Source organism: Nostoc sp. CMAA1605 (assembly GCF_021596505.1).
GTDB lineage: Bacteria > Cyanobacteriota > Cyanobacteriia > Cyanobacteriales > Nostocaceae > Trichormus.
In genome coordinates, this window is the sequence record NZ_PJIZ01000107.1 from 1 (window position 1) to 15,884 (window position 15,884).

The 15,884-nt window shown below is 39.5% G+C and carries 9 protein-coding genes and 2 pseudogenes; 2 read left to right on the forward strand and 9 right to left on the reverse strand.

Annotated features, from left to right (window positions below):
• Window positions 1–136: 136 nt before the first annotated feature.
• The 6 genes and pseudogenes from CV014_RS25460 to CV014_RS25490 all read right to left on the reverse strand — a co-directional run bounded on the left by CV014_RS25460 (window position 137) and on the right by CV014_RS25490 (window position 4,359).
• A complete protein-coding gene (locus CV014_RS25460; RefSeq protein WP_236144568.1) occupies window positions 137–535 on the reverse strand; it encodes a holo-ACP synthase in 399 nt (132 codons plus the stop codon).
• Entirely contained in the window at window positions 532–801 is a 270-nt protein-coding gene (locus CV014_RS25465; protein ID WP_236144569.1) for a chorismate-binding protein, read from the reverse strand. Before CV014_RS25465 ends, CV014_RS25460 begins: the two co-directional genes overlap by 4 nt.
• A pseudogene (locus tag CV014_RS30520) lies at window positions 770–1,866 on the reverse strand (chorismate-binding protein). The gene CV014_RS25465 and the pseudogene CV014_RS30520 overlap by 32 nt, the downstream one beginning before the upstream one ends.
• 153 nt (window positions 1,867–2,019) lie before the next feature.
• A complete protein-coding gene (locus tag CV014_RS25480; protein WP_236144571.1) occupies window positions 2,020–3,546 on the reverse strand; it encodes a benzoate-CoA ligase family protein in 1,527 nt (508 codons plus the stop codon).
• Between the two features lie 116 nt (window positions 3,547–3,662).
• A complete protein-coding gene (locus tag CV014_RS25485; protein ID WP_236144572.1) occupies window positions 3,663–4,043 on the reverse strand; it encodes a holo-ACP synthase in 381 nt (126 codons plus the stop codon).
• Entirely contained in the window at window positions 4,024–4,359 is a 336-nt protein-coding gene (locus CV014_RS25490) for an acyl carrier protein (RefSeq protein WP_236144573.1), read from the reverse strand. The genes CV014_RS25485 and CV014_RS25490 overlap by 20 nt, the downstream gene beginning before the upstream one ends.
• A gap of 656 nt (window positions 4,360–5,015) precedes the next feature.
• Between CV014_RS25490 and CV014_RS25495 the strand changes: the two genes are divergently transcribed.
• Together CV014_RS25495 and CV014_RS25500 are read left to right on the forward strand one after the other, a co-directional pair.
• A complete protein-coding gene (locus CV014_RS25495; protein ID WP_236144574.1) occupies window positions 5,016–7,637 on the forward strand; it encodes a TonB-dependent siderophore receptor in 2,622 nt (873 codons plus the stop codon).
• A gap of 299 nt (window positions 7,638–7,936) precedes the next feature.
• Window positions 7,937–8,970, forward strand: a pseudogene (locus CV014_RS25500) (IS630 family transposase); the annotation flags it as partial.
• Between the two features lie 17 nt (window positions 8,971–8,987).
• Here CV014_RS25500 and CV014_RS25505 read toward each other — a convergent pair.
• The 3 genes from CV014_RS25505 to CV014_RS25515 all read right to left on the reverse strand — a co-directional run.
• Window positions 8,988–12,188, reverse strand: a complete 3,201-nt coding sequence (locus tag CV014_RS25505) for an RNaseH domain-containing protein (protein WP_236144576.1) — start codon at window positions 12,186–12,188, stop codon at window positions 8,988–8,990.
• Between the two features lie 2 nt (window positions 12,189–12,190).
• Window positions 12,191–15,616 carry a hypothetical protein gene (locus CV014_RS25510; protein ID WP_236144577.1) on the reverse strand — a complete coding sequence of 1,142 codons (3,426 nt, stop codon included), beginning with the start codon at window positions 15,614–15,616 and terminating at the stop codon, window positions 12,191–12,193.
• Window positions 15,600–15,884, reverse strand: a 285-nt coding sequence (locus tag CV014_RS25515; protein WP_236144578.1) for a restriction endonuclease-related protein, incomplete at its 5' end; no start/stop codon positions are given. The genes CV014_RS25510 and CV014_RS25515, both read right to left, overlap by 17 nt.

Consider the following 15,884-nt stretch of genomic DNA (forward strand, 5'->3'; position numbering starts at 1 on the left):
TGGAATTAACTCAGGAAACTTCCTCACCCAATACTCATTTGTCCGAATAATGCTACCAAAACTAACAGCAAGTGAGCGAATACCAACTGAATCATCATCATAACCTTTGCGCCTTTGCGCCTTTGCGTGAGATAAATTACAAAAGAGCGATCGCACTCGCTGCGGCATAATCAGCTACATGAGTAATGCTCACCAACCACTTAGCAATCCCTAAACTATTAGCCAGTTCTCGATATTGACCATGCAATACTACTGATGGTTCACCTGTAGGTAGTCGCTGTACTTCTATATCCAGCCAAAAAGCCTGTCGATTTAATTCCATCCCCAAAGCTGTCAAAATCGCTTTTTTGGCACAAAAACGACCCGCAAGATGTTGAATTCCAGACATAATACTCCGTTCACTGGCTCTAAAATACTGCATGGTAAAATCTCCCCGTGCTTGTTCTATGAGGGTTCTAATCTCAGCAGTTGCAACTATTTCTAGGCCATAACCGATCATATACGGTGTATCAGGTACAGCCAGTATCCCTTTCATCTGGCTTCAGACTCCAACACTACATTCGTCAACATAGTATTCATCTTGTTGACAGACTCGATATACTCTTTTTCTGGTACAGATTCAGCAACGATACCAGCACCAGCATTTAAGTAAATATGATTACCATACTGATAAACAGAACGAATTGCGATCGCTAAATCTCCTGTACCACTACTATTTACCCAGCCAATACCCCCTGCATAAATTCCTCTCGGTTCGTCTTCTAAACGGTCAATCCATTTTGAGTGCTTGTTGTTTATCAATTCCCGAAACGGTAATCCCTGGAAACAAAACCTTCAAAGCATCCCACAGGGTTTTTCCTGGTTGTAGTTGTCCGCCAACTCTCGATGATAAATGCTGCACACAACGATATTTTTTCACTTCCATGAAGTTGAACACTTGAATACTACCTGCTAAACACAGGGAAGCAATCTCACTTTGCGCTAACCAAATAGAAAGAGCGTGTTCTTTAACTTCTTTGGCATCAATAAATAGTTCGTGTGTAAGCTGTGTATCTTCTGTTTGGTTTCGCTTCTCGGTCTAGTTCCAGCTAAGGGATTAGTCACAATGAAACCATCGTCATAAACTTCAATTAAAGTTTCTGGACTAAAGCCAACTGCGCGGACATCGCCAATATTTAAACAGTAGGAACGTGCGGCATTATTAACTTTGGCTCCAACTATATAGGTTCCCAAGACATCTAAATTACCAGGAATTCTGACGGAGCGAGAAATAATTGCTTTCTGTAATTCATCTTTTTGGATGGCTGTAATTAACTCACTAATCTTTTGCTGATAATTTGTGCGATCGCTAAAATCTAATCTCAAATCAGCCGCTTGATAATCTGGCAATTGAGCATCTAAAAGTAAAATTTCTTCTACTTGTTCAATAGACTTTGTACTTCTGATGCAAACTCCTTCATCAGTGAATATCAGTTCAATTTCTGGAATGAGAAAATACAGGCTGTCTTGCTCGATTGATTTAGCATAATCTGAATAAAATCGAGCCATATCAAAAGCCACATAACCATAAGCTGTCCAATCCTCAATCGGCAATTTCGCCAACATTTTCTCGACTTGCTTAAATGGCTCAGTTGCAGGTTCTGAGAAAGATTTACCTACACCTTTCACAGAAACTAAATCTTGCGAAACTGATACTTTTGCTAATTCATTCCCAGCAATCCTGATTTCATTCTTGCCCTCATACAAAACATAATTCTCAAAAATCCCAGCTTGTAGGAAATTTTGCAAAGCTACAAGATGATTCCTCCGACCAGAAATAAATTTACGCTTGTATTTGATTGCTGTCTGAAACTCTAATACCATCATTATGCCTCTGTTGGGAAATTATTTAAAACTTGTACCAGCAAGTAAGTCAATACAAAAAAACAAACTACATTAAGCAATGTAAAAATACTAGGATTCAGTTCGTAGTAAGGACTTTAGTCCTTTTCTGAGGACTAAAGTCCTCACTACGAACCTTTAATTATTACTTAATAATCTGCGGTGAATTTTTCCTGTAGCAGTGCGCGGTAATTTTTCTACAAAGTAAACTTTTTTAGGAGCCTTAAAATTTGGCAGATTTTGTCTAGCAAACTTCCGAATATCCATTTCTATTGGTGGTGAAGCGGTTTGTCCCGACTTGAGACTGATATAAGCGACAATCTGCGTTAACTGTTCTTCATTATTAGACTCAGGTACAACAGCAACCTCTAAAATTTGGGGATGTTGATGTAATATATCCTCAATTTCCATTGGTGAGATCCATTGGCCATTGACTTTAAATAAATCATCATTGCGTCCCATAAAGTAAAAATAACCATCAGCATCCTGTAAATATTTATCTCCAGTCCGCATGGTGTCGCCATAAATCGCTTTACGCGTTTGTTGTAACCGCTTCCAATAACCCCACATCAAGCTTTCTCCTCTGACTTGGAGATTGCCAATTTCACCAGGAGAACAAGGTACACCATCGTCATCAAGAATTTGCACGTCATAACCAGGAATGGGACAACCAGAACTTCCTGGTTTGCACTTTCCTATTTGATTAGAGAGAAATATATGTAAAAACTCAGTCGTACCAATGCCTTCGCAAATTTCATGGTTGTATTTTTCTCGCCATTGCTGCCAAATGCTTTTAGGTAACTGTTCCGCCGCCGATGCACATAGTCGTAAGGAAGACACATCCAATGGTGCAATTTCCGATAGAGCTAAAATACCTGCGTAAACACTCGGTATGCCAAACAAAATTGTCGGTCGATAACGGTGAATATCTGCAATTATGTCAAAGGCGTTACTGCCGTCAGATAACACACTAGCTGCACCTACCGCCATTGGCATATATAAGGTATTACCCAAGCCATAGGCAAAAGGCATTTTCGCCACTGAATAGGTAATATCATCCTCACGCAAACCTAGAATTGCTTTACCGTATCTTTCTGCACATACCACCATACTCTGATGCAGGTGAATCACGCCTTTAGGATTGCCTGTACTACCAGATGTATAGAGCCAGAAAGCTGGTTCATCGGGTGAAGTTTCTGCACAAGGTAGTAATTCATCTTGTTGCGTTAGCAGAGAAAGATACGCATCTTTCAAAAGTACATGACGTAAGTATTTCGATTGGATAGGAGCGAGTTTTTCTTGCCACTCTTGGGTAGTTAATAAGAGTTGAGCGCGAGAATCTTGCAGAATATATTGAATTTCATTGAGGCTACAAGTCGTATTAATGGGAACAGGTATGGCTCCCAGCCAAATTGCACCCCAAAAGCCAAATACAAACTCTGGAGAATCGGGTAATAAAATTGCGATGCGGTTTTCTTGCTCTATACCAAGATTGGCAAGTAATCTCGCACTACGTCTGACGAGGCTGTTAACTTGTGCATAGTTATATGTTTCATTTTGATAATAAAAAGCTATTTTCTCGCTGCTTCCCTGTGCCAAGTTTCTGTCTAGGAAGTAAGCTGCAATGTTAAATATATCTGTTAAATGTTCAGAAATCATAGTCATTAGCTTTTCCTCTACTCCCTGACTTTTCCGCACTCCTTTACAAAGCCCCTAGCGTACCTCCCCCTTGTGGGTGGCTTTGTTTTCCCTGTTACCCGTTCCCTGTTCCCTGTTCCCTTTCATAAAGCAATGACTTGAACTAATATATGTTGATTCCAATTGCACCAATTTGCCGACCAATTTTGAATATCACGTTTTTTTGCCTGATAACTTGCTTGATTGTATAGATGAATAATTAGGCTCTTAGGTGTGATTTCAGCTTCAATGTCATTCCAATCAATGTCAACCAACCCAGTACCTAGAGCTTTACTCACAGCTTCTTTTGTAGCAAAACAAATTGCATAATATTGATGAGATTCCTTAGCTGATTGGCAGCGTTCGATTTCCTTAGCAGTGAAGATCAGATTTAAAGTTTCACTATCATATCGATCAACGAGTCTGGCAATTCTGTGAATGGGTATGATATCTAAACCCAACCCTTTAATCTGTTGGTGTAACATGGTTGGTATGATTTTGGGCGATCGCTTCTTCGACTTGATTGCAGACTTGAGCTAACGTCATATCTCGCCGAGACTCTAGTTTCACACTCACACCTAGTGTGCGTTTCAATCCCAAGGCTATCTCTACTGCCTCTACAGAATCAAGTTGTAAATCTCTTTGCAATAAGGTGTCTTCACTAATTGACTCTTCTGGAATACCGAGATTTAGAAGGATCGATTTTAAAGTATCCATGACACTGCAAGTATTCGGTTCACCAGAGGTAACTGGAGAAACACTAGAGGAATTTTCTTGTCGGCTGTCTATAGATTGACACATATTACACCTTGGGAACTGAGATGCACACGCGAATTTGTTCAGCTTCACCAGCTTGCTTGACTTCTAAATCAAGTCGATGTGCTGTTGTTAACTTTATTCTTGGATGAGAATAAACTTTGGTGTTGCTTGATATCGAACAACTCGGAGGTTAGATAGAGCTTATTGCAAATAATTTTTAGCTAGCCTCAAAATTATTTAATAGGAAGTTATTGCATTTAGCAAGGGGGAATATATATAAAAAAATTATATTTTCATTTAAAAAAAAGGCTTTAACTTATGATTTTCATAGATTGAGCCTAATCTCAGTGAACCCAAAGCTGTCTATTTTCTCTGCTGAGGTTAAAGTATTTAACTTACTTAGTATTATTTTGAATTAAGTCTTGAGCTTATAAATGCCCTTAAAATAAGTTTTTAGGTATATGTTAAGTATTTTTAGAGTATTATATTTAACTTATTTTTCATTTTACGCTTAAGTATTAGCCGCAAAAAAATTATTAAGCGAAATTAACACTGCAACAAATTATCAATAGTTCATGTAAAATTGATTTGCAATTAAATTGACTAACTTGCAAAATAGCTAAGAATCAATTTCAATAACTTAAGAGGTTCGTGTCATTAACAAAAATCACATGACACGATGAATGATGAGGGAAGTAATGAAACCAGAGCAAATCTTGCAAAGCTTGTTGTTGGCAGTCTCAGTTGGCGTGTTTATGGCCAATCCAGCCCAAGGGGCAAAGACGAACCAGCAATCAGAACTGCGACAGAAACGGGATATTTTGCAAATCAACCAACCCTCTCTACTTACTCAAGGGGGTTCGCAACAAGTTATTCCCGTGACTGGAGTCCAAGTGAATTCCACCGCTCAGGGTGTGGAGATAATTTTACAGACTACTTTAGGTGATCAGTTACAAGTTAAGCCTAGAAGTGAAGGTAATACATATATTGCAGAGATCAATAATGCTCAACTGCGTTTATCTAGTGGTGAGACATTTCGCCAAGAAAACCCAGTAGCAGGAATTGCAGAAATTACGGTTAACAACCAAAATCCTAATACTATATTAGTCACAGTCAGAGGCGAAACAAGCTTACCGCAAGTCGAATTGTTTGATAGTGACGAAGGCTTGATTTTAGGCTTGATCACTACGGCATCTGCAACCCCACCACCAGAAAAACAGCCAGAAACAGAAGTAGCACCCACGCCTACACCAGAAACTGAAACTCCAGTTCAACCACCATCAGCAGAGTCGAATGAACCAATAGAATTAGTGGTAACAGGCGATCGCGATGCTGGCTATAACACATTAAACGCTACTACTGGGACAAGAACCGATACCCCACTGCGAGACATACCACAATCGATTCAGGTGATTCCGCGCCGGGTGATTGAAGATCAACAAGTCATCAGATTGGATGAAACACTCAACAACGTCAGTAACGTTATTGCTGGTGGGTTTGACACAAGTACAGAAGCAAGATATACAATTCGGGGATTTGATGACGCGCCAGTATTGATAGATGGATTTAGACAATTTGCTTTTCCAGAGGTGCCAGAAACAGCCAATTTAGAACGTGTCGAAATCTTAAAAGGCCCAGCATCTATCTTATATGGACAGATTCAACCCGGTGGGATCATTAACGCTGTTACCAAAAAACCTCTAGCAGAGCCTTTTTACGAAGCAGAAGTCCAGTTTGGTAACTATGGTTTGATTAGACCACGCATTGATATTTCTGGCCCTTTGAATGATGATCCCAGCTTGCTGTATAGACTGAATCTTTCTTATCTGAATAATGAAAGTTTCCGAGGTTTTGACGAAAACTTTCAGCAATATTTTGTTGCACCCGTATTAGCTTGGAAACTGGGCGAAAAGACGGATTTTACTATAGACACACAGTATTCCAACCGTAGACGGCCATTCGATGCTGGTTTAGTAGCTTCTGGAAGAGGTGTAATTGATGTTCCACGCGATCGCATCATCAATGAACCAGACGACTATATTGAGCGGACATTTATTAGCACTGGATACTCACTAGAGCATCGTTTCAGTGATAACTGGAAATTTCGCAATGGATTTCGCTACTCCACAAGTAAAGTTTATAGCGATCGCTTGACGATTCCTACTGGCTTTGATGAAACCACAGGTATTGTCAATCGCGTTTATGCCCTGGACGATTTCTATTCTGACGATTACTCTTTACAATCAAATGTTATAGGTAAATTCTCTACAGGTAGTATCAAACATACTCTCTTGTTTGGTCTAGATTTGAATCGCACTAACTCCAGTAGTTTTGCCACCTCTAATTTCTTTACTCCCTCACAGTTAAATATCTTCAACCCTGTCTACAGAGCTACACCCCGGACTGGGTTAAATATTGTGCTGCTAGATAGAGAATCTGTCACAGATAGATTAGGTATTTATCTCCAAGACGAAATAGCCTTCTTTGATAGTCTCAAATTACTAGCTGGAATACGCTACGAAACCGTCAAGCAAGACATCACCAATCAACCATCACTGTTTTATCCAGGCGGTGATACCAGTCAATTTAATGATGCTTTCACTCCCCGTATCGGGATTGTGTATCAACCATCAAAAGAAGTATCACTTTATGCCAGCTATTCCCAATCATTTAATCCGAATGTTGATCAGTTTGATGTGAATGGTAATCCTCTAGAACCAGAAAGAGGCGAAGGGTACGAAGTTGGTGTCAAAACTGAATTACTAGAAGGTAAACTTTCAGCAACATTATCGTACTTTGACATTACCAAACAAAATGTTGCGACAACGGATCTGAATTTTCCGGGGCTGGGTATTTCTATAGCTACAGGTGAACAACGTAGCCGAGGTTTTGAATTCGATGTTAGCGGACAAATTCTCCCAGGATGGAATATTATTGCCGCTTACGCATATACAAATGCAGAAGTCACAGCAGACAATACCATTCCCGTAGGAAATAGACTGGCAGGAGTTCCGAAACATAGTGCTAGTTTATGGACAACCTATGAAATTCAACGTGGTAATTGGCAAGGTTTAGGCTTTGGTGTGGGCTTTAACTATGTCGGAGAGCGTCAAGGCGACCTAGACAACAGCTTTGATCTAGATAGTTATTTTCTAACTAATGCTGGTATTTTTTACCGCCGAGACAACTGGCGTTTTGCTCTCAACTTCAAGAATATCTTTGATGTTGACTACATCAGTGGTGTACCTTTTGGCAGAACTAGCGGTATTTATCCCGGCGAACCTTTTACTGTAATTGGTTCAGTTTCAGTGCGTTTTTAAATCACATCTTCTGCCTAGCAAAAAATTAGCGAGACTTTTTCTGTTGTAATTAGCGTTATCAGGGGTTGAAACAATTAATTTGTTAAAATTAATTGCTCCTGGGTAAATCAGCAGCTTAAAAATTGTGCGATTAGCTATTGTAAGGTAGGCGATCGCACAATATACAACTCACCCTTATTCTATAGGAATCATATTTGATTTATGAAAAGAACCAAGAGATAATACGGAGGGTGATATCTGTCTAACAGGGAACAATGATAAACCAGCATATACAAACCGCGATGCCTGGGGCGGGCGTAGCTATCGCAGAACTACAAAAATTTATAGATGATCGGCCAGATGCGCGTGAGGTGAGGAAAGCATTGGCAGTCAAACTGGTTTATCAAGGCTACAAATATGAGGAAATTCAAACAATTTTAGATGTGTCACTTGGTTCGATAACAAGCTGGAAACAAGCCTACAAAGAGTATGGAATTTCGGGACTGTGCCTGAACCACAAGGGAAGAAAAAGCTACTTAAGTGTTCAACAACGAGAAGAGGTCTTAAGTTGGTTGCAAACAAAGGAATGTTGGGAGCTTGGGGAACTTGAATATAAATTGGCTTTTGAATACGATGTAACTTATGAGTCAAAACGCAGCTATTATGACTTATTTGATGCAGCAGGAATTAGTTGGAAGAAAACTACAAAACTGAATCCAAAAGCCGAGCCGGAAGCTGTGGCAGTAAAAAAAAACAGATTGAGACATTGTTGGCAAGCCGCACAAAAGAAATAGAAGCAGGATTATTGAGAGTATTGTTGATAGATGAGTGTCATCTATTGTGGGGAGACTTGAGTGGGTATGTCTGGGGTAAAACTGACCAAGAAATAGCAGTTCCGGTTGTCAATGAACGAGACAAACAGACGTACTACGGAGCAGTTGACTATCTCAAAGGTGAATTACTTCTTAAAGCCTATGATGCAGGTAATTCAGACAATACGATTGATTATCTACGTTATTTATTAGACCAGTCACCTCACCAACAATTACTGATTTTTTGGGATGGTGCTTCTTACCATCGTTCCCATCTTGTCCAAGACTTTTTAACCGAGGTAAACCTTGGTTTACCTGAAGAACAATGGCAAATTCACTGCGTGCGTTTTGCTCCTAATTGCCCATCACAAAATCCGATTGAGGATATTTGGTTACAAGCTAAAACTTGGGTGCGGCGTTTCTGTGCTTTAATTCCTTCGTTTTCTCATCTCAAATGGATGTTCGAGTGGTTTATTCGACACACTACCTTTGATTTTGCCACCCTTCAAATGTACGGAGCTTTTTCAGAAATCAAATACTAGTCCTATAGATATGCTGTCTATGAATCTGCGTCTTCACTCTCGCTTTCATCATCTTCGATAGTAAAATCGCTGATGTAGTCACGCACAACACGCTCAAAAAATAAGGGAGCAGGTAAGGCTGTCCAATCGCTGTAGTGACCAAAGCCGTAGCGTAGTGACTCCACAAGGGCTGCTAAGTCATCAGGATTATCTTCTGGTTGGCGCAAAGTAACGACAATCTCAAGAGGGTTGGGAGTAGGCCAGCGACCTGCAAATGGAGCTTTTTTAGTGAGTTGACTTACTTCTAACTTAGCTTTGTTACAAACTGACTTTTTAGAATCGTCAGTCTTTTTAATTAAAGTGTCGGTTGAGCGATAGCAACTTTGACCACGGGTATATTGATGTGGTAATTCACGCGCCACAGATAGATAAGCTACGCATCCAGTTTTATTAGTCGCACTGAGTCGAAATAAGCCAGTTGCACTAGATGCTGACGGAATTTCCTTGTCAGGCAGCAGGTTTTTTAGTTCCTCTTTTGTTCTAGTATCTTCTACAGACGTTTCTATTATATGTCTGACTTTTTTCTCAATAATGCCAGGGGTGAATCCTTGGCGAATGCGAATTATACGTGCGCCTTGCCAATTAACTTGCATATCTTGATCCGAATTAAGGCTAATTTGATTAGCATTAATCTCAACATCTTTTAGCCAAGACCATAGTTGAGCGCAGTTGGTAGAATCAATCATCAGCAACGGTTGCTTACCTGCTTCCACAGATTCAGAAATAATCTGTTTCACAAATTTCATGAATCGAGTCTGGCACACCTTTTTATAATTACCTAGTTTAATGGGAGTAAGTTCAGCAATAAAAGCTCGTGCATTAGCAAAACTTTCCCACGGACTAGTTTCTAAACTGTTTCCTTTTTCATAACCACAGCAAAATTCACATTTTCCTGTATCTACATTGAGGCGCATTGCCATTGGTAAAAGTGTATTTTCAATTGTGCCACGAACGCGACCTTGTTGTTTACGTTCGATTGTAATGGAAATAATTTCTTTTGGTCTTGCTTCCGGTGAAATCTTTTGCAAGTACTTATCAACTTTTTCTTTGACACCATCAATGCGACCAGAATGAGCAAAGATTAAGTCTTTTAATGCTGACTGCATCCGATGGAAAAAGTCTGTAAGTTTAAGATGATTTGCTTTCCGGGTCTTTTCGATGGGTAATAAGAACTGCACACCAGCACCAGCCATCGCTAATGCTTTGCGGGTTGAAGGTTTATTAACTTTATCGTCAGGTTTGACATTGTTTTGTCCATTAGGATTTGGATAAAACTGTCGTGCCATTATTAAGCAGAAAGTTAGCTGATTGAGCTTTTTAATCTGTTGTGCAGTAGATTCCCATGCTTTAATTCGCTTATTTGAACGCTCTTTAGCATTCAACTCTTTTCCTGATAAACTTTCTCTTGACCCGTGCGTATCTTTTGGCAAGAGATTAATTTTTACGTCAAGTGTATCTCCCCATAAAAGTTGAGTAACTTTCTGCAATAGTTTCGCTTCTGTTTTTAAATGAGCTTCATAAAAGATAAATAGTAAAGGTCGTTCATTGGGATACAATCGCTGAATCGCTGTTTGGTTTGCTTGAATTAAGGCTTTAAATTCAGCCGTCTGATTCAATGTGCGTCCTTTGAATTGAAGAGCTTTTCTTCCCCAATCAATCCCTTCTAAACGAATGCCAAAGTGTTTATTTAGCAAATCATCAATTTGTTTGTCGTTGAGTTGATCGAGATATTTCGGGGTAAATTCCAAGTTAGTATCTGTTTCCAGAGCTTCCAAAACACCACCAAGCAGTGTAGGAAGATTAATCATGCGTGTTGCTTCCTTTGTTTTCTTCAGGTCATGGCTTGGTTTCACTAAAGAATATTTATTGAATACTTGCATTCCTAATGGTTGAAGAATTTCTGCGATCGCCTCAAAAGCATCTAATTTATCGCGCTCTGGGACACCTGTTTCAATCCCGTATGCTTCAAAAGTTTCTTCGTCTTCTTCTGAATTATCTTGCAGTCCATTACGATAAGTTAGAAGTACATCACAGCTATTAGTTGAGGCTAAACCTCTAGCGATTTCTTGTCCATCACTCGATGACCCCAGATTTAATTTTCTCCGCAGAATTTCAAAATCTTGATCTGTTCTCCAAACCCATTTTACCTGCTCTTCTTTGTTAGTTTTACCATTTTTACCTTTTTTATCTCGTTCGCATTTTACTTGATAGCTAAAGGCGCGATCAGGATATTCTTGAGAAAATATAAATCCGCTAATATCCCTACGGTCATATTTAGGAGCTTTTAACTGAGTTAACCAGCGACGTTTAGAAACATCAACTTTTAATAAAGGTTGATGTAAAGATGGATAAGTAATAACTTCCAATTTCACTACAAAACTGAATTTTCCCTTTTTGTTATCTAACGAAATCGGATCTGTAATGAGTTCTGCAATACTAGAAGTAAATGTACCATTGCTGAAAATAACACGTTTCATCGGCTTTAAACCTGGAAAAATAACTTGTCCAGCAATTTGACGCGCCACATAATCTGCAAGCATTCGATAAGCATATTTATCTTTAGCTTGAGTTGTATCCGTTTCTTTATTCCAAGCCCAAGGTAATACTTGAGATTTGAATGCAGAAACTTTTATCAACTCTCCTGTTTTTTGCAAATCTTCCAAGCGTTCAATGATCCCTATTGATATATCCTCTTTTTCAACAAATGGTTTGAGATAGTTTATCAACCAATCATCAATAATTGAGCGAAGCATTGTATTTATTTCTTCCTCATTGCCACCATTAAGGTAAACAAAAGGTTCTGGGTCATCTCCTTTGTTAGCATGATAAAATGCACTCTTGCTAAGACCTATCTCTGGTTCAATTCGTGTTGCATCTTTTAGCACTACTTGTAGAAAATTTCGCAATGAGCCATAAGGAATATTTTTGACATTAGCTCCTTGTTGAATCTCGCCGAAACATTGCAAAGCTGGTTTTGTCCAAGTAATATTACAACCCTCTACTATAATTGGAGGTAGTTTATCTGGTACGCTAAAAGCTAAAGGAAATTTTGCAATTGATTTGAATCTTTGCTGGATGTACAATGTATCTGAGACGAAATCACCTTCAGTTTCTTCGTCTTCCTCTTCTGCCAATAAATCTTCTTCCAATTCAATTTCATTATCAAAATCGTTAATCATTTTTACATCTCCAATAGTGGTGAAAACTCGTCAAAACCTGCTTCTTCATCCGCCGATTCTTCTAAGGAATGTAATTCATCAGGATAAACTACTCCTTGAATGCGCTGTAAAGGTTCTAGAAATGCGCCATACAGTTCTTGATAAATTTCTCGAATTACGGGGTCTTCATGGTTCACACATTCTTCTAAAATAATTCGCATCTGAACCAGCATACTATCTCGTCCAGAATCTGGTTTATCTTCTGTTGATTTTTTAGCCCAAGCTGCATCAACAAAGTAAACTGATACTGGGCATCCATTCCGCATTCCTCGACCAATTGTTTGCAGAATAGCTACCATTTGATTAGCCGTAAATGATTTGAATAGTTCAGTCCCTAAACGGCTTGCCATTAAGGGTTCACGTAACAATCTATTGGCAGTTAACCACAGGTCTTTTCTTGATTGTCGCCAAGCTGTTGCTATGGCATTCAAATCTTCTGTTTCACTAAAAACTCGACTATCAAATTCTTGTGTTGCTCGTCCTGTCAAGCTATACAAAAGCTGCATATCATCTTTAGTAGGGTGAGGACGAGTGAGGAAATAAATTGAGCCAATTGCTGCATCTAGCTTTCTTTCCCCTTTGGTGAAAACGATGTTGACACCTCTACCAATTGCCAGCATAGGAAAAATTAAAATGTGACAGTTTTCATCATCTCCTAATGCTTCACATTGAGCAGAAGTGACAAAATCTTTTGGTTGTTCCCCTTCTCTTAGAGACTTAACAACGGCTTTTGTATACCTACCAACATCAGGATAATAGGTATTGATATATTTCTTTATATCACGAGCTTGGTCATAACCATTGACAACTAAAGCTACTTTGCGACGAATACCAGACTTGACATCAAATTTATTCATGGCTTTATAAATTTCAGATTTAGTAGTTCCTCCTTTGAAAAGAGCATCTACCATCAGCTTAAGATTACGTTTTTGCAAATCGGGATCGCCTGCGCCACTGTATAGTAGAGGTTGGTCGCCTCGTTGACTATCTGAAAACCATTGGAAGCGATAAATGCTTTTTGCTGATGTCTGATTTTTTGGCTGACGTGCTTTGAGTAAATAATGTGGCCCGGCGTTAATATGATAGGCAGGACTGGCTTGTAAAAATGATGTAGCTGAGGTAATTAAGATAGTTGGACTGGCTTGTCCATTATCTGCCTCTAACAATCGATGAAAGCGGTGCATTAACATCCGAGGCGCACCTACAAATGTAATGTAAGATAACTCCATATTTCTAGCCGCAGTGCGCGTTGTTAGTGCTTTGAAAAAGCTGTATCGCACACCAGAAAATGAACCTAAAATGCTTTCAGGAATAAATTTTCTGAGTTCTGGTGATGCGGTGGATTCTACAATGGGTTCACGAATGAAGCCTTCTGCAACCATTGTTCTTGTCCCTGGTACAATTCGCTGATAACCTAGAATTACGAATGTCACAGTTATAAGTAACTTAGTTAAATCCTCAGCTTCTATAGTTAATTGATGTTTGGGAAAACAGAGTTTGAAAAATAATTCAATAATTTCTTGGACGATCGCATCACGTTGTTTAATCAGATTTTCAGCTAAGTAACGCCGAAAATGATAAATAAGAGTTTTCCATTGCTGTTCTAAGGTTTCTTTGTTTATGCCTATATAATGAGGCCAAAAATCAGCTTTAAAATCTTGAGGGTTATTAACTCCTGTGCGGTCATAAAAGGCATTATATGCTGCTTTTTCCCAAAATTCAGCTAACGCTCGACTTCTGGTAACTTCTGTTTTGGCTTCTTGTTCATCAATTTCATCTTGTTTAGTAGATTTTTTCAGAATATTCAAGAGTTCACTCACAATCCGTAATACAGTCAGCAATTGATTTTCGTAGCGTTCTTTTACCCGCGACGCTGACATATTATGGATGGTGGTAATCAAAGAAGTATTGTGATTACCAAATTCTGCTAAGTCACGACTGTAAAGTTCTATATCCCGATCAAATAGTCGATAGTTTTCACCACGAGCAAAACGGTTATGAATTTGTTCGAGAATGACTCTATGAATTGATTTTTCTGAACCGGAAATACTTAAAGTTGCAGCCCCATAATCATCTAAGACTTTCTGCACCATGTCGCCTTCATCGAAAACAACTAGGTCAAAGGTACGGGCAATTAATTCAAAATATCGTAACTGTTCATAAGTTGCATGGGGTGATATTTGAGTATCGAGCGATCGCACATGACCAACCCAAATATTGGCATCTAATAAATCTCGCTGTGCTTTATTGCGACCGCACATTGTCCAGAGGGGACACAGGCATTTCTTCATCTTTCCCTGTTTCCCTCCTCCTTGCAATATCTCATTACAAGGTGCGTAACCAAAGCCCCACAAAGACATATCCGCAGTGGAAAAGGCTGGTAGAACGCAGTTGAGTCCAAAAACTTCTGCCTGTTCTAAGGTGTAAGCAAAACCACCATTATTTCCTATAGCGGCGATCGCTTCTGCAATATTATCTGCGTGGCGACGACGAGTTTCATCACCTTGACCGACAAGCATTCCCACCTTAACTTGATGAAATGCTAAATCAGCCATGTACTGTCTAGCAACTTCAATGGAGGGAAACACAAAAATAGCTTTATAGTCATGTAGCCCCAACCAGACAGCTATCAACACCAGCAACGTTGTTTTACCCGACCCAGGTAAACCAATTAAGTGCTTGATATCCTCCAATTCCAGCACATCATCTTCTTTCCGCAATCCTTTTCCCGCCTCCGACACCATCAGGTCAAAGCGTTCAAAGCGATCAGCCCAATTACCTAATCGTCGTTCAGGATCTTGCTGTTCACGCTTGTCCATTTCACGAGCCAAATCACGCAATTCTTTTAGGGGAATGCGAATCTTTCCTCGTGGTTGGCGGTTGAGGGAATGTGTACGACGTGCAGCAATTGGTGCAGAGATACGCGGAATGTCTAACTTTACCGAGGTTGAGTCTTCACCTAACGCCACAGCCATTGGCTGACGAGGATCGGCAACTGTAAAACCGTATGTTTCGTAGGGCAAAGAGGTACTGAGAATTTGCCGCGCCTTTGTAATTAACGAATCTTCTAAAGCGTCAGTCCTTTTAAACTGAAGTTTTTCAATATCAATTTCATACGTCCCTTGAGTATTGTTGGAGTAATGATAATTGTTATAGAGAGCGATCGCGTGCTTCACCGACTGGTGCGTTACATAAGCCAGTGACATCTGACGCATATTGAAAATAGCTTGACGAGCTTGTGCAAAGGCGGGTGCATTTAAAATGCTGGCCATACCTGACATAACTACTGGTGCATACTCCAGTGAATTAGTGCCGATAAATTCTTCCATAAAGACGCAAAGCCAACAAATTCGCTCTGCACCTTTCCAAAAATCAGGTTTGGTTCGCATAGGGCATCTTCTTTAAAAACTCAATAACGGCGGAAACTGACATAATCTCTAAACTGGCTGCATCACCTTTTTTATCGAGTGTTGATTTGAGAGTGGAAATGTAGCTTGGGTTATCCTCAATTAAGCGATCGCTCACAGCTAAAATCCGACGACGATAATAAATCAACCCGCCAATACTACGATTGAGACGCAAAGCTAAAGTCACCGGACTTGTGTAGGATTTAGCATCAATGCCAATTGCTCGTTCATTAATTGCTATATCGCATAA